Consider the following 13,513-nt stretch of genomic DNA (forward strand, 5'->3'; position numbering starts at 1 on the left):
AGCAGGTGCAAAAAAGAAAGCCCGGATTTTGGGCCGGGCTTCAGGCTAATTGATTGTAGCTGGTTGATGCCGCAATACGCCGAAGAGCCTATTCTCTATCGACGCATGAACCTCGGCATTAGGCGTGTGTCTTTCTCATCTAAATTCTCTTTGCAGAACTTCCTCCAAGCACGACGCTGCTGTGGGTCGTCGGGATATTTTGTCTTTGCGATTTCCCTGCAAGTGTCTCGCATCTCGGCGTGCGCAGGCGAGGGCTGCAGGGAGAATGTCAATACAAAGGTCAACCCAATCGCGGAGAGTAGTAATTTCTTTGACATCGCTTTGCTCCTTAGAGGTTTGCCAACAGCAGAGGCGTGACTGATTTGGACTGAGCCATCATGTGCTTCCCCCGCGCAGGCTGAGTGTAGCAGACAAAAAGAAAGCCCCGCAGCCAGCAAGCAGGTATGTGGCGCGGGGCTCCCTCCTTGGGCTCACCTCAAACTTCTAAGAGGGAGCGCGTTCGGGTCAGGGACACTAACCCGCCGCGTGTCGTTGTTAGCACCAAGACTCTCACCGGGTCACGCTGCAATGCAAACCATCGACAGGCAGACAAAAAAAGCCCCGGCGCGTGAGCACCAGGGCTGAAAAGACGTTGCGGCAACCCGCTAGGAGCCGCGACATGCCTGCTTCTCTCCCGAAGCGATGAAATAAGGGAAGTGAAGTCTGCTCATATCCCTAACACTGTGCCGTCCCCGCCAAGGCTGAGTGCAACAGACAAAAAGAAAGCCCCAGCGCGGGGGCACTAGGGCTTAGGAGAGTACAACGCCAAGGCTTCATCGGGGGGCAGAGGCGAAGCCTTAACGAGTCACCTACCTTACGCCGAGCCCAAACATTTGGATCACTGGACGGTGCAGGCAAGCAAAAGCCCCGGCCAGGGAGGGAAGACCGGGGCTTTGCTAGTTGGTACAAGCTTAGCGCGGCATATTCGTCTGGTAGGGGTTGGGGAAACCGTCGGCCAGAACCGGTGCGCCAGAAGCTGCGAGAATCGTCAGTGCGAGAAGTGCCTCTTTCATTGTATCTCTCCTAATCTGTGCCCCGTCTGCAATATTGCTGTCGGGCTTATCATGATTAGAAGGTAGAAACTGGCAGCGCGTATTACCAATGACGCTGTGTCAGAACGACGTGCTCGAAACCTCTCGCTCGTTCACGCCAGTGTGTGGGCTCCGTGTAAGCGATACGGGGCTAGGAGTGTCGTCTACCGACGGTCTTTGTAGCCAGCGCAAGGAGGGTGCTACTTGCCCTCAGAGGGCTTTAGGCGCTTCACGACATCGTGGTGTTCGGCCTCGGCTTCGTCGCGCTTGGCGCGTGCGAACCGCACAGCCGGATCATCAGTGTTGCCGTGAGCAATAAGCAACGCCTTTTCATGTACGCCGACCCAAAACTGCACCTGCTCATACGTTCTGTCCCATGCCTCATAGAGCGACGTGTCGTCGTCAGTCATGTGGAAGCCCCCCGTGCTTTCCCCCGCGCGCGGCTTATGTCCGCTTTGGGTCATTAGCTGACATCAGCGAGCGGATACGCGAGGTCCGTTTTGCCCCCCAAAGCAGACATGCTGGCTACCAAGATCTACGTCAGCTAAGTGCCAAAAGCAGACATAAACCAAACGCCTGCGGGGGCACGTTCGATACATCCGACAGTAACTAGCTATCCATATGATGGCGTTTCTTGCCGAGTCGTCTCACCGCCGCGATTTCCCTTGCCCATTCGTTGAACGGACGTGCCGGTGTTCCACCCATACGAGCCCCGCTCGGTACATCGTCCTTTACGTGAGCCATGCCAGCGATCAAAGCTCCATCGCCGATCCTCACATGTTCGACCACACCCGACTGTGCGCCGAGTATGACGAAGTCGCCAAGTTGTGCCGATCCCGCTATGCCCGTTTGGGATATAATGATGCAGTGACGGCCTATGACTACGTTGTGGCCGATTTGGACAAGGTTATCGATCTTCGTTCCCTCGCCGATTTGCGTATCCATCAGAAAGCCCCGATCAACTGTGGAGTTCGCGCCCAAATCGACACCATCGCCAATGATCACACGGCCAATTTGGGGGATCTTGAAGTGCCCTTCCGAGCTCATGACGTAACCAAAGCCGTCCTGGCCAACACGGCAACCGGCATGGAGGGTAACGCGATCGCCAATCAAGGCATGTGTTACTGAGGCGCCAGGGCCCACATAGCAATTGGATCCGATGAACACGCGATAGCCAACCACAGCTCCCGCTGCAATCGTGGTGCCGGCGCCTACCTTTGCCTCACGGCCAATGATCGCCCCGGGCTCGATCGTGGCGCTTTCGTCAATTTCGGCGGTCGGGTGAACCAGTTGGCCGCTTGAGGTCGCTTGCGCCGAGTACGCTTCAGGTTGAAGAGAAGAAGGATAGAGAAGCCCAAGTGCTATCGCGAAGGCCCGGTGGGGCACGTCCGCTATCATTGGTACGACACCTGCTGGAAGAAGGCTGATGTCGGTCTGCCTTATCAGACAGGCCCGAGCCTTCGTAGCGATTAGAGCCTTGGCATGCCTGGGGCCAGTGCAAAAAGTGAGGTGCGTGGCAGACGCATCACCCAGTGCTCGCAAGTCATCAATTTCAGCCAGGCCATCGTCGGCACAGTTCAACTCAGCACCGACCGCGTCGGCAACGTGCCTGAGTGAGATGGGGTCCCCGCGGTCAAAAAAGCCAGGATGTTCCACGGTTCCTCCAAGACTGAGATCGAAACGGCACGGGCCATTCGTTGACCAGGCCGCCAGGGCGAAAGGAGAGGTTGGTCACCTTTCGGGCAGGAATAAACGCGATGAGCTGTTGTTTCGGGTTAGGGGTCACCTGCATCGGTAGCGGCAGGTGCATCCGGATCGGTCCCATCGACGCGCTCCGCTTGGCGTTTGGCCGTCTCTTGTTCAAGCCGCTTGAGTTTTTCCTGCTTCTTCCGCAGCTTCGCCCGCTCACGCTCGGCTTTCTGAAAGTTGTAGTTCGGCTTAGCCATTTGCACCTCGGTGTTCTTGTTTGGCAGCGATCAAGTTTGCTTCGACCTGCGCACTCTTGGGCGCTTGGCGGGTGCAGGCTTGAGTGCCGCCTCTGCCCTCTCGGCAGCTTCCTTGGCTAGTCGAAGTTCGCGTAGGCGGGCTGTCTTTTTTGCCGTCGCTTCACGTTCCCGTCCTTGATCGCGCATCAAATTGTCATGGCGCTGCTGACTTTGGCTACGAACCAACTCGGCACTACGCTTGGCTGCTGTCATGCGCGTGGTAAGTGACGTTCTCATGTCAAGCCTTTGTGACAGTTCGGCATCCGATGTTGGACATCCGGTGGACGTGTTCGAGAAAAGCTAACAAGCCGCCCCCGAAGGGGCGGCTCTTATTCATCGAGACGTTCGTCCGAAAAGACTACGCGGCCTCAATGGTGCTCACAGCGGTCTTGCCGCTGCGGCGATCGACTTCGGTGTCGAACTTGACACTCTGACCTTCGGCCAGGTGCGCGATGCCAGCACGCTCCAGCGCGGTGGCGTGTACGAACACGTCATTGCTGCCATCGGCGGGAGCAATGAAGCCGAAGCCGCGATTGGAGTTGTAAAACTTAACGGTTCCCGTATTCATCGGGGTTCCTTTCGTCCAAGTGTATGCAGTTGTGCCTGAAGGCGCGCAGAGCCGCGCCCCGAAGCGAGATTGTCGATGTTTGGGAGGGTCTGAAACGCGCGCTTGTGCGCTACGGCCAATTGTCCGGCCAAATGTCGATCACTCTGTATAGTCGCATTCAATGGAAAGCACAAGGTGTCGTGCACGGCGCCATCTCGTGCAACGGTTGCTTGGGGCGATAAGCAAACGGTTGGTCTGCGAGCTAAAGACGTCAGCCGGGCGCAAGAAGCGGTTCGCTACTGCGAACTTTCAAGGACGCCGCAGTGCGATTTAACTAGGTCAGGTGAGTACTGGCGACGTATGCTTGATTAGATCGAAAGTCTGTTCATTCGACATCCTATCTCGGCTCCTTCATGAAACTTTGAAGTAGAGCCGAGGAGGGAGCCACGCGCCCGCGCATAGGGCTGCGGGGCTCCTCTTCTAAAATCACAGGGAAGAAGCGCGGAGGCCCTCTTGGTAGCGTTGCTAGGAGCTATTCACCGTCGTCCTGCTGTTCAAGTCAACTCGACCAGCAATTCTGAAATGAAGCTGACATCGATCTCATCGGCCAAATGCCCATCATGCCCAGGCCAGCTAATCAGGCTTTGACGCCTCAGGTCGGTTTGCGTCACTGTTTCCGTGGATGAGCCGGTGGACGAAACGGAGCTTGCCCATGACCTTCGGCGCCAGGACAAAGGGATATAGTTCTTGCTGGCCCATGCTGTGGTTGAGGCCGTTGACCGCATACGTAAGTGGCAACCATTCGGCGATCAATGCATCGAAATTGTTTTGACGGAATGGATCAAAATCGATGTCCATCTCGAGCGCGGCGTTGCGGCCAGCTTCAGGGCGCACGCGCAGACCGAAGGCGGCGGCCGTCTCTAAAGTATCGACCATGTGCAAATAGTGCGCCCAGGTTTCCGCGAAGTCCTCCCAGGGGTGGGCGCTGGCGTAGCTACTAACGGACCGATCCTGCCAGCCGGGCTTGCCCCCTTTTGCATAGTGGGCTTGCAGGGCGGATCCGTAATCGTATCGCTCGTCGCCAAGCTCCTACCGAAAGGCTTCGTGCCAGACACCACCCCCGTACAAGTCGCTCCCAATAATAGTGGCCAGACTCATGACGGAAATGTCCAAGGAGGGTGCGGTAGGGTTCCGCCAGGTCTCGGCGATGACGTTCGCGTTCCGCATTATCGGCCTCAGAGATATCTTTGGTAATCAGTCCCTGGCTATGGCCTGTGATAATCTGTGGGCCTTCTCAGAACGTCGCGCCCGAACCCGCGAGAAAATCAAACGCAAGTCCCTTCTCGGCGTCGTCGAACTTGTTGACTAGCGGCAGACGATGCCGCAGCAACCCAAAGACAAGGCGGTGTTTGGCAGCTTCCAAACGTCGCCAAAGAAGTAAATTCTCTGGTTCATCGAGGTTGGGGGTCGTCCGATTGAGTTGGCAAGCACGGCAGTGTGTTTCTGGCGCGTCCGCCGGAACGAGCCAACTACAGACATCGTAGGCAGTATTGGAGCAGAAGCCGAAAGCTGCCTCGGCGTCGCCCAGCGCATGCCAGCGGCCACAGCCGTCGCCCGTAATGGTGGCCAAGTTCTCTCGATCCGGCAGATAGCCCAGAACGTGCCCGCAACGCTCGCACCGCGTGTTCTCGAAATAGAGCAACTGACCGCAGTGCTGGCATTCGAACAACTTCATTGTGCACTGATCACGGACTGCACAGAATTGCTTTCCTTAAGAGAGCGATCGAAACAAAATCGATGTTGGACCCGCCGTTGGGGTCGACGATGTGCCGGGTAAGCTGCGGGCGTCGGTTCAATGGTCTGCCGAAGATTGAAGCTTGCTCCTGGACCCGACGTCTTGCACTCAACTGGAAGTGTGCCGCTTCAAGGGGTAGTCAGCGTCTTCGTAAAGCGCTCGAATTCCGGCTCCGTCGAACCGAGCCCCGTCGACTACAAGATGCGTGCCCAACAGTAGCTCTGAAGGCAGCTCTTCGACCGCAAACTTCACAGCCTCTGCTGCAGAGTCGAAACGCCTGTACCCAATCGAACCTATTGGACTTGCACCGACATTCCGTTGTCTCGGATAGAGTTCGGCGGGAGTGTTGTAATCAAGTTTAGCCATAGACTTCGCTCCTTGCGTGAGGTTGATCGTGACGTGCGGTCTCCGCCTCAGCTACGCCGGGTCACGACAGCTGTCCCCTCCTCGCTTGCGATGCTCGGGTGTGGGCATATCAAGCTCCAAGGTGAGTCTGTCGGCCTCGATGATGGCGATTGTACCGTGGCGCTGACGCGTAGCTGCTTGAATGAAAACATCTCGCTTGTTGCCATCTGGAGTAACGTAGCAGAATCTCCTCCGGCAACATGATCGAAGGCTTTGAGAGTGCTGCCGAGGCGGGTAACTGCGCTGTCGCGGCGAACTACTGCGCACGGACTACAGACATGGTGTCTCGCCACGCAGCGACTTCAGCAGCGGCGCACGCTCAAGAATGGTTCCAATATTGTCGTGAGCGCGGGGCCAGCACCCATCGTCGGGTGCGCCATCACTTGCGTGTATGGGCCGGTCTCGTCAGATAAGCAAGGTCGAATGTCGTGCCCCTCCTCGCGCGGCCTCAGTATCGATCAACGATCGCGAGCGTTCACTGCGATGCCTCCACCTCGTAGGTCCACACTTTGAAAGACTTGAGGAAATGAGGTCCAAATGAATTGATGAGAGGAACATCGGCAGCGTCTCGTCCTCGGGCGACCACAATCCTGCCGATCCTGGGAATGTTGTTGCGTGGATCAAATGTATGCCACTGGCCATCGAGAAACACTTCCATCCAAGCGCTGAAATCCATTGGATCAACCACTGGCACCCCGATATCGCCAAGGTGGCCATTAACGTAACGCGCCGGAATGTTGAGGCAACGGCAGAACGCCACCGCCAAATGGGCAAAGTCCCTGCAAACCCCAACTCGCTCATGGAAGACTTCGAAAGCTGAACGTGTCGCGCGGGCTTGCATATAGTCGAAACGGATATGGGCATGCACAAAGTCGCAAATTGCCTGCACACGCCTCCATCCGGGAGGCAATGTTCCGAAAAAGTCCCATGCGACTTGGCTAAGCTTGTCCGTTTCGCAGTAGCGACTGCCCATAAGATATGCGAGGCAATCGCTAGGTAAGTCCGGTACGGAGATTTCTCTGGCCGCGGGGATCACGGGGTCCCTTTCGCCGTCATCCTCGATGGTGGCATCGCCCCAGATTGTGAAGTCGCCTGCGGGCGCAACCAGTCTTCGGCAGAGGTTGCCGAACAGATCGTAGTAGGTCGACACAGGGACGTTCGGCGTCGTGAAGGTTGTTTCGGGGGATCTTATATCAGCCGCGCGATCCTGATGGACCGATAGCATGCAAACCAGCGCTGTTGGCTGCTGACAGACTAAGGTCATTTCGTAGCCATAGCGTATCAGCACTGGAATCCCCTCCGCCGAGTGGCAATTGCGGCCTGAGTGTGGAACGCCTGTCCGCACCACAAGGCCAAGGCTACGGCGCGTCGCAATGAAGCGCAGGCCAAGCGGGGCTCAAAACGAACCCATTTCTTCATCTGAGAGCTAGGAATGCCGCAGGATAGTAGTGCGGCGATCGCCGAGACCACCCCAGCGTTACCGATAGACTCACTGCAGTAACACGTACAGCGGCCCTGCGTCTCCTTCGCCAAATGGAACGGTCGGGGGGTGACGGCAATAGAGAACCGGAGTTACCGCTGCCGTCCCTTCTGCTTTGGGCCGACAAAACCGATCTGCTCCAGAATGACCAAGGGCGACGAGGTGATAATTTCCTCGCATATCATTCCAGGGTTATCAGCGATTTTGTACCTAAATCCGCCCTGCCAATACCGCTCTGCCTGCCCCGCGAGAGTTTCGCCAGGGGCGTTTAGCGTCATGAGGCTGTAGTCGGCGATGTGTTGGGGGGCATCTGGCTCAAGCTTCTCGACAGCGTAGAGATAGTGGGCGCGGACATCGTTCCTGAATCCAACGCGCACAAAGAACTCTAGTTGGGCTTGCGTGGGGCACCCATAAGCGGAGTTGAGCCTACTCGGCAGATGGTTGAATCGCTCTTGGCGGATACGTTCGAAGACCGGCTCGGCTTCCCAATAGGGATGTGTCTTACCCTTCTTCCTGACAATGCGGCCCCAGTTCCCTGGCCGAACGACGTTGCCAGCTGTCTCGAGCGTTGGGCTCGAATGAAAAAAAATCATTGTTCTTTGATCCTCGCGCACCTCAGCGCCTATGCCGGCGCCGAAACGCATCCCTTTGCGTCAATGGCCCCGTCGTCCTGCACGATGTGGCTCTGGGTATGGCCTTGGTCTGAGGCCTGTGCATCTAGCCTGTCATCCGATACGCGAAGCCGCCTCAATTGGGTTCCACCGCGCTGGCGGAGCATAACAGAAAAAAGGCCCCCGACATTCTGCAGTGACGAAAGTAAGGGACGTTGATCAACGTGGCGTAGCCGAAGGGCTTATCCGTCCCTACGTCCGCTTTGGGTCGGAAGCGTAACTTGCACGGTCGACCGACCATGTCCAGTTTACGCCGTTAACCTGACATCCCCAGCCTCGCGACTAAGGTCAGCTAAGTGCCATAAGCGGACATCTGTCTAAACTGTCGCGCCTCAAATTTATAATCTCGTCATTTCTTACTCGTATGCCTTACGCTCACGGGCGTAGCCTAGCGGCATAGATTGTGCGCGCGCGTCTAACCTACCTACCGAAGAATTGAAGGTTTGGAGAGAGCTTTGAAAGACACGACGGGCGCGACCAATAGCGAAGTAGGTGTGTCGGAACTTGAGAGCGATGAAGAGCTAGAACGCGCCCTTCGTCGTGAGCTAAGTGAAATGGTCTGCACCAAAGGTGCGAGTGACCCCAATACCATGTTGGAAATTGTTCTTGGCGGCTTAGGAAAGAATGCCGACAAGGTTTGATCTAGGTGCGCTGTTGGCTACCTGGCGTTGGAGTAGTCCACGGTCCAAAGGGTCGGACGGCCATCGAGGCGCAGGTCAACGCAGGCCTCAGAGCTAACAAGCCGCCCCCGAGGGGACGGCTCTGAGTTCACCTAGGTTGCTGGTTCCAAAGGAACTATGCAGCCTCGATATTGGCAACGGCGGTCTTGCCGCTGCGGCTGTCAACTTCAGTATCAAAAGAGACCTTCTGGCCTTCGGCTAGCCCGCCGATGCCGGCGCGCTCAAGCGCGGTGGCGTGAACAAACACGTCCTTGCTGCCGTCTTCCGGCTCGATAAATCCGAAGCCTTTTTGGTCGTTGTAGAATTTCACAGTGCCCTTGATCATAAGGGGTCGTCCTTTCGCTGTAGTTGGTTGCAATTCCGCTCAAGGCCGCACCGGAGCGCAGCCCAAAACCTATTCGTCGATGTTTGGAGGGTCTGAACGTGCGCCTGGCAATCAGCGAGGGCGAAACGGCCATATTGTCCGGCCCAACTCGTTGTCATGAAAGAGCGAAGTGCGACACTTACAAGGCTGCACTTCATTTTCTGAAGGTTCGTTGCCTTGATGCGTCGATTCGAGTAGAGCCCATCTATAGAGCGTAGATGATTTCACGACTCGCTATTCCGCTCGGGAAGGCGCATAGTCAGACATCGTCCGCTAAAGTAACCACAGGCTCCGACCGCAGAGAGTGGGGACACTCCCGCCTGCAAAAATCTGTGCGGTGAGAAGTAAACCAAAGCCGCATCCGAATTTGTTTGTGCGAGCTCAACACGCACGCAGACTCAGAGCAGACCTTGGACTTCGGATTCCTATTATCGAATCGATCGGCATGCCGCACATGCCGTTTGGGATGGGCACTATGACAGACTCCCTCGACCATAAGAGCCGAGGCGCTCTGAAAAACCGCGGCGTCATCGCGTATATGCCGAGACGCTCGATTGGCGTCTTCTCGTTCCTGCTTACGGGAGCGGTATTTGCCGCGGCGCTGATCCTGACCCTTAGTCGTGGCCCTTGGTGAAGGCCGTGACAACTTCTCTAAACACAGCCCCACGCAAGCGTCACAACTCAACCCGTAGCCCCGAAACGTTTTACGAGAGATCAGTATCACTGGACCCCGCGCATACAAAGGCAATGGAGCGCCGGTCACAGCCGCGCAGCACACGCACCTGCCTGTCGGAAGTCTATTTGACCAGCCTCGCATTGGCTGCCACTTCCGATGTCTGAATACCACGCTAAACGTTGCAACCAATGTCGCCGATCCCTCATGGAGATAGCGAACCATGGCCAACAACTGTGCGGATGCCTGACATGCAATCTTTGGGCGCCCGTCGATGGCAAACGCTGGGTAAGGCTGTCCGAGGAAGACCTGCGTTCACTTCATCGGTTGCTGCGTCCGAGCCTAGATAGGTAATGAAGGGCGCGAGAACGGTATCACAACAATTAAGGTCGTCTAGATGAGAGCTACGAAGATTGAACGTTGCCCGAAGTGCGGGGCCTACTGCCTTCCCGAAACACATTCAACGGATGCTTGCGCGCGGATCGGACGTCTTCATGGTCTGAATGAGTCACACATTAGCAGACGGCCGTCTGAAAACCCTGAGCCTTCGACCCAACAAGAACCCAAACAGCGAGGGCTTGAATCGGTCTCAAGAGCTGGGATTTTTGCGAAAGGTTGGCGATCCCTGCTAGCAACGACAACACGGATAACATTTGAGCTTGGTCGTCGTAGCTGTTCTGCTCTGGGTTGGAAACGGACTTGAGGCTTGTTGGCCTTTACCCGTGTCTAGCCCCCTTGGCCTGTACCACTTCGCGGCTCGTTACCCTGTGAGTACGTCTACTTCGACCATCATGCGGGAAAGCCGATCCCGTAAGATATTTGCGTTAGTAGAATCGCTTGGCCAGCAACAGCGGGCTTACAAACATTCACAGCCATTCGCCGTGCCTCATTGAAAGCTTACCTTTCACCTGGTTTTGACGCGGTCCCTGATCCTGCTTCCGTCAAAAGCTCCTCTAGTTCGGCGAGTCTCTTTTTAATGCGGCCGATGGATTGATCTGTTGTATCAACCCAGCCGTCGCCTTGGTCCTCACCTGTGCGCACCTTTCCCGACTCCAAGAGTTCGAGCTGCTGTAGCAGGGTGGCTTGTTCCTGTTTGCTCCACGCGATGAATCGACCGGGGTCTGGCATAATTGAATATCCTCAAATCTTTTGCGGCGGCTTGGCAACATTCACGGCAATGCGCCGCAAATCTGCCGTCAATGGAGCACCTCGCAAAAATACTCTCCCGAAATAGCAGAGCGCGAGACGTCCTTGTTGTACGGCGCAAGCACCTCTTCGCATACGGCGAGATTGTTGGGGTAACCGTGGACCGTTGCAAAGTACGTGACGGTACCGAGAGAACGCTTCTTCATAGCAACAGCATGGTTTCCTTCGACTGTATGTTGCCGAAAGAAGTTCTCGACATCGTTCTCACTAAGATTGTTGTTTTGGGCGACGGCACGGTTGCCCTTCCCGTCGCAGACCATAAGCAAGTTGATGGCCATAGCCGGAGCGAGTAGAGCAATGATCAATCTGTTAGTCATGACATCCTTCCTCGTTAGACGTACTCAACAAACCCTAGCAGCCTAGCAACATTCACAGCGACTCGACGCGCCAGCCTATGGCTTGGAAAGCGTGTTAAAGTAGTGTCCGACGTGATTTGCCGATTCGGCGCAAGCCGTGTCTTTTCCACAAACTGAGAGGTTCACTATGCCGGGCATGATCGCTTTGCCACTCGCCTATGCCCTGAAATACTCGCCGTTTATCATTATCGCCCTAGTCGCCTACCTAATATGGCTGACAAGGGACTAAACTCGAAGCACGGAGATTTGTTGAGTTCGGGTCAAGCAGCTCTGCACGCTCGGTTCTGGGCAACCCTTCCCGCACACCGCACGTCGTAAATCGGGGAAGTCCTCTTCGGGTCATTAGCTGACGTTGCGTCGTCTGAGAAGCGGGTCCGCTTTGGGTCATTAGGCGATATCGGAAAGCGGCATCGTGACAACCGCTATGTGCCCCAAAGCTGACATCCTTGGCTTCGTCATTGACATCCCTTAGGTGCCAGAAGCAGACGTTAGGCCAGCCTCACTTGCTGGCATTGCTAGAGCTGGTCATTCCGCTGCGGATTCGGCCTTTTCGCCCGGCATGCTAATCTCTCCGTATTCAACTTCATATGTCAGCATCTTGCGGCGCGGCTCCTAGCGGGTTGTCGCGTCGTTCCATAGATGACTGCCGCGGTGGAAACGCCGGGGGTTTTTTGTCCGCCCGTCTATGGGTTCCGCTGCAAGGTGACCCCATGAGGCGCATGTGGTATCAAAGACATGCGTCGGGTTAGAGTCCTTCTCCCAGACGCGCTCCCTCTTTGGAATCAGAGGTGAGCCCAATGAGTGAGCCCCGCGCCGCAGTTTCCCCTGGCAGGCCGCGGGGCTTTCTTTTTGTCTGCTACACTGCGCTTGCGCGGGGGACGTAAAGAGGACATTGCGCGATGCGTCGGCCCTTGCTTCCCGATTAGCTCAGGAGCCGCTTACTGGCCTACGTCCTCACCCGCGATGACTACCGCGTCCGGCTTTTCTTGAACGTTCTCTTTTTTGCCACCAACCATCATGATCGTCGTGCTTTCACGGCCCGGATACCGCGCCAGGTACAGAACATTGTCGAGGTTGATGTAGAGGTTGTTCCCAGCCTCGTCCGTGCATACTGACCACTTTGCCATTCGCTTTCCTTTGCTGTCCGCGTTTCCGCTGTCAGAAGAAGAGACCATGTCTACATGCCATCGCGTTGCGGTGACTCAATATTAGCCTCACTCTGCGCGCGGGAAAGCACTGAGGGGCTTCCCATGACATCAAGACGTTTCTTAGCACCCTTGCAGGTCGAGCCGATACCGGGCGGCTATAAGGTGCTGGACGCCACTGGGCAGGCGCTGGCCTATGTCTATGCGAGAGACATAAAAGCCCAAACAGAATGGGCGAAGGTGCTCACCTTCGATGAGGCGCGTCGGATTGCGGTGAATGTTGCTCGGCTACCCGAGTTACTGATCCCCGGCCCTTGACGTGAATCAGAGCCTGAGTCCGCGTGCCTCGCTAAGTGTTGTTTGACTCACAAGGGGGTAACGCTATGAAGCATTCATTAGTCCTCGTTGCAGGCGTTGTCGCTCTTTTCTTGGTGACGCTTGCTCCAACAACCGCCTCGGCTGGCGGCGTCCGCGTGTATGTCGGACCCGGTCCCGGCTATGGTTATGCCTATCCGCGATACAGGCGAGGCTACGTTCCGCAGTACGGCGATTACCGTCCACGCGGTTACTACGTTTACCGAGTGCCACGACGATACTTAAGACGTCGCGCCCGCCGCTATTGGCGTCGTGGGTTTTAGTCGCTTAGGCTGCAGAAAATGGGGCGTTGATAGGTCACATTGATGGATACTTCGCTCTTTCTCGCCAAGTTGATCGGCCCGATTTTCGTTATCGTGGGTATCGGTCTGCTCCTAAACGAAGGTAGGTATCGCGCAATCGTAGACGAAGTGATGTCGAGCTATACGCTGCTCTATATATTTGGAGCGATAGCTCTCACCGGGGGTCTTGCCATTGTACTCACCCATAATGTCTGGGTGTGGGACTGGCCGGTGATCATCACCATTGTCGGCTGGCTGATGATCGTCCGTGGTAGTTTGCGCATCCTTATCCCTCAACAGGTCGAAGCCCTTGCCCGCAAAATGGTGGCTCGGTGGTCGGAGTTTCTTCTTATCAGCGGAGTACTCGTCATCACGCTAGGGGCGTTTCTTTGTTGGAAGGGCTTTGCTTGAGAACATATTGACTATGAACAAGTACTCGACGTGCACGCTGCTGAGACTCGCTCTTGCTGGCCAAAAAAA

18 protein-coding genes and 1 pseudogene are annotated in these 13,513 nt (G+C 56.1%); 6 read left to right on the forward strand and 13 right to left on the reverse strand.

The annotated features are described in order from the left end of the window. Positions 1-357 (forward strand): hypothetical protein (locus tag AC33YF_RS10185; protein ID WP_491777096.1); only part of this gene is annotated, 357 nt, incomplete at its 5' end. Positions 358-1,270: 913 nt separating this feature from the next. Here the strand turns inward: AC33YF_RS10185 and AC33YF_RS10190 are convergent. The 9 genes and pseudogenes from AC33YF_RS10190 to AC33YF_RS10230 form a co-directional block, all read right to left on the reverse strand. Next, positions 1,271-1,480, reverse strand: a complete 210-nt coding sequence (locus AC33YF_RS10190; protein WP_491777097.1) for a hypothetical protein — start codon at positions 1,478-1,480, stop codon at positions 1,271-1,273. A gap of 199 nt (positions 1,481-1,679) precedes the next feature. Then, a complete protein-coding gene (lpxD, locus tag AC33YF_RS10195) occupies positions 1,680-2,726 on the reverse strand; it encodes a UDP-3-O-(3-hydroxymyristoyl)glucosamine N-acyltransferase (RefSeq protein WP_491777098.1) in 1,047 nt (348 codons plus the stop codon). Positions 2,727-2,845: 119 nt separating this feature from the next. Continuing rightward, positions 2,846-3,016, reverse strand: coding sequence for a hypothetical protein (locus tag AC33YF_RS10200; protein WP_491777099.1), 171 nt, complete (start codon positions 3,014-3,016; stop codon positions 2,846-2,848). A gap of 397 nt (positions 3,017-3,413) precedes the next feature. After that, a complete protein-coding gene (locus AC33YF_RS10205) occupies positions 3,414-3,623 on the reverse strand; it encodes a cold-shock protein (RefSeq protein WP_491777100.1) in 210 nt (69 codons plus the stop codon). Between the two features lie 612 nt (positions 3,624-4,235). Beyond that, positions 4,236-4,655, reverse strand: a complete 420-nt coding sequence (locus AC33YF_RS10210) for a putative zinc-binding metallopeptidase (protein WP_491777113.1) — start codon at positions 4,653-4,655, stop codon at positions 4,236-4,238. After that, a pseudogene (locus tag AC33YF_RS10215) lies at positions 4,600-5,337 on the reverse strand (putative zinc-binding metallopeptidase). The gene AC33YF_RS10210 and the pseudogene AC33YF_RS10215 overlap by 56 nt, the downstream one beginning before the upstream one ends. Positions 5,338-5,505: 168 nt before the next feature. Then, a complete protein-coding gene (locus AC33YF_RS10220; protein ID WP_491777101.1) occupies positions 5,506-5,763 on the reverse strand; it encodes a hypothetical protein in 258 nt (85 codons plus the stop codon). Between the two features lie 514 nt (positions 5,764-6,277). Continuing rightward, a complete protein-coding gene (locus AC33YF_RS10225) occupies positions 6,278-7,090 on the reverse strand; it encodes a transglutaminase-like domain-containing protein (protein WP_491777102.1) in 813 nt (270 codons plus the stop codon). A gap of 284 nt (positions 7,091-7,374) precedes the next feature. After that, positions 7,375-7,875 (reverse strand): DUF2441 domain-containing protein, encoded by a 501-nt coding sequence (locus tag AC33YF_RS10230; RefSeq protein WP_491777103.1) that lies wholly within the window; start codon positions 7,873-7,875, stop codon positions 7,375-7,377. A gap of 533 nt (positions 7,876-8,408) precedes the next feature. Between AC33YF_RS10230 and AC33YF_RS10235 the strand changes: the two genes are divergently transcribed. Then, positions 8,409-8,594, forward strand: coding sequence for a hypothetical protein (locus tag AC33YF_RS10235; RefSeq protein WP_491777104.1), 186 nt, complete (start codon positions 8,409-8,411; stop codon positions 8,592-8,594). A 154-nt stretch (positions 8,595-8,748) separates the two neighbouring features. Here the strand turns inward: AC33YF_RS10235 and AC33YF_RS10240 are convergent, their stop codons facing one another. Continuing rightward, positions 8,749-8,958 (reverse strand): cold-shock protein, encoded by a 210-nt coding sequence (locus tag AC33YF_RS10240; protein WP_491777105.1) that lies wholly within the window; start codon positions 8,956-8,958, stop codon positions 8,749-8,751. Positions 8,959-9,472: 514 nt separating this feature from the next. Here AC33YF_RS10240 and AC33YF_RS10245 point away from each other — a divergent pair. Then, positions 9,473-9,631 carry a hypothetical protein gene (locus AC33YF_RS10245; protein WP_491777106.1) on the forward strand — a complete coding sequence of 53 codons (159 nt, stop codon included), beginning with the start codon at positions 9,473-9,475 and terminating at the stop codon, positions 9,629-9,631. 936 nt (positions 9,632-10,567) lie between these two features. On the opposite strand, the gene AC33YF_RS10250 is transcribed toward AC33YF_RS10245, so the two are convergent. The 3 genes from AC33YF_RS10250 to AC33YF_RS10260 form a co-directional block, all read right to left on the reverse strand. Continuing rightward, positions 10,568-10,798: a hypothetical protein gene (locus tag AC33YF_RS10250; RefSeq protein WP_491777107.1), complete on the reverse strand. Its 231-nt coding sequence runs from the start codon at positions 10,796-10,798 to the stop codon at positions 10,568-10,570. A gap of 68 nt (positions 10,799-10,866) precedes the next feature. After that, positions 10,867-11,193 (reverse strand): hypothetical protein, encoded by a 327-nt coding sequence (locus AC33YF_RS10255; protein WP_491777108.1) that lies wholly within the window; start codon positions 11,191-11,193, stop codon positions 10,867-10,869. 977 nt (positions 11,194-12,170) lie between these two features. Then, complete coding sequence (locus AC33YF_RS10260; protein WP_491777109.1) at positions 12,171-12,359, reverse strand: hypothetical protein; 189 nt, start codon at positions 12,357-12,359, stop codon at positions 12,171-12,173. A 123-nt stretch (positions 12,360-12,482) separates the two neighbouring features. Between AC33YF_RS10260 and AC33YF_RS10265 the strand changes: the two genes are divergently transcribed. The 3 genes from AC33YF_RS10265 to AC33YF_RS10275 all read left to right on the forward strand — a co-directional run bounded on the left by AC33YF_RS10265 (position 12,483) and on the right by AC33YF_RS10275 (position 13,444). Continuing rightward, positions 12,483-12,695 (forward strand): hypothetical protein, encoded by a 213-nt coding sequence (locus AC33YF_RS10265; protein ID WP_491777110.1) that lies wholly within the window; start codon positions 12,483-12,485, stop codon positions 12,693-12,695. A 65-nt stretch (positions 12,696-12,760) separates the two neighbouring features. Next, positions 12,761-13,015 (forward strand): hypothetical protein, encoded by a 255-nt coding sequence (locus tag AC33YF_RS10270; protein WP_491777111.1) that lies wholly within the window; start codon positions 12,761-12,763, stop codon positions 13,013-13,015. A 42-nt stretch (positions 13,016-13,057) separates the two neighbouring features. Continuing rightward, positions 13,058-13,444, forward strand: a complete 387-nt coding sequence (locus AC33YF_RS10275; RefSeq protein WP_491777112.1) for a hypothetical protein — start codon at positions 13,058-13,060, stop codon at positions 13,442-13,444. Positions 13,445-13,513: the final 69 nt, after the last annotated feature.

The sequence above is a fragment of the Methyloceanibacter sp. genome (assembly GCF_058506495.1).

Excerpts from the sequence above, each read along its gene's own strand:
- AC33YF_RS10230 (WP_491777103.1), bottom strand. The coding sequence starts at position 7,875 with ATGATTTTTTTTCATTCGAGCCCAACGCTCGAGACAGCTGGCAACGTC.
- AC33YF_RS10260 (WP_491777109.1), bottom strand. The coding sequence starts at position 12,359 with ATGGCAAAGTGGTCAGTATGCACGGACGAGGCTGGGAACAACCTCTAC.
- AC33YF_RS10270 (WP_491777111.1), top strand. The coding sequence starts at position 12,761 with ATGAAGCATTCATTAGTCCTCGTTGCAGGCGTTGTCGCTCTTTTCTTG.
- AC33YF_RS10205 (WP_491777100.1), bottom strand. The coding sequence starts at position 3,623 with ATGAATACGGGAACCGTTAAGTTTTACAACTCCAATCGCGGCTTCGGC.
- AC33YF_RS10275 (WP_491777112.1), top strand. The coding sequence starts at position 13,058 with ATGGATACTTCGCTCTTTCTCGCCAAGTTGATCGGCCCGATTTTCGTT.
- AC33YF_RS10200 (WP_491777099.1), bottom strand. The coding sequence starts at position 3,016 with ATGGCTAAGCCGAACTACAACTTTCAGAAAGCCGAGCGTGAGCGGGCG.
- AC33YF_RS10220 (WP_491777101.1), bottom strand. The coding sequence starts at position 5,763 with ATGGCTAAACTTGATTACAACACTCCCGCCGAACTCTATCCGAGACAA.
- AC33YF_RS10255 (WP_491777108.1), bottom strand. The coding sequence starts at position 11,193 with ATGACTAACAGATTGATCATTGCTCTACTCGCTCCGGCTATGGCCATC.
- AC33YF_RS10265 (WP_491777110.1), top strand. The coding sequence starts at position 12,483 with ATGACATCAAGACGTTTCTTAGCACCCTTGCAGGTCGAGCCGATACCG.
- AC33YF_RS10245 (WP_491777106.1), top strand. The coding sequence starts at position 9,473 with ATGACAGACTCCCTCGACCATAAGAGCCGAGGCGCTCTGAAAAACCGC.
- AC33YF_RS10190 (WP_491777097.1), bottom strand. The coding sequence starts at position 1,480 with ATGACTGACGACGACACGTCGCTCTATGAGGCATGGGACAGAACGTAT.
- AC33YF_RS10240 (WP_491777105.1), bottom strand. The coding sequence starts at position 8,958 with ATGATCAAGGGCACTGTGAAATTCTACAACGACCAAAAAGGCTTCGGA.
- AC33YF_RS10250 (WP_491777107.1), bottom strand. The coding sequence starts at position 10,798 with ATGCCAGACCCCGGTCGATTCATCGCGTGGAGCAAACAGGAACAAGCC.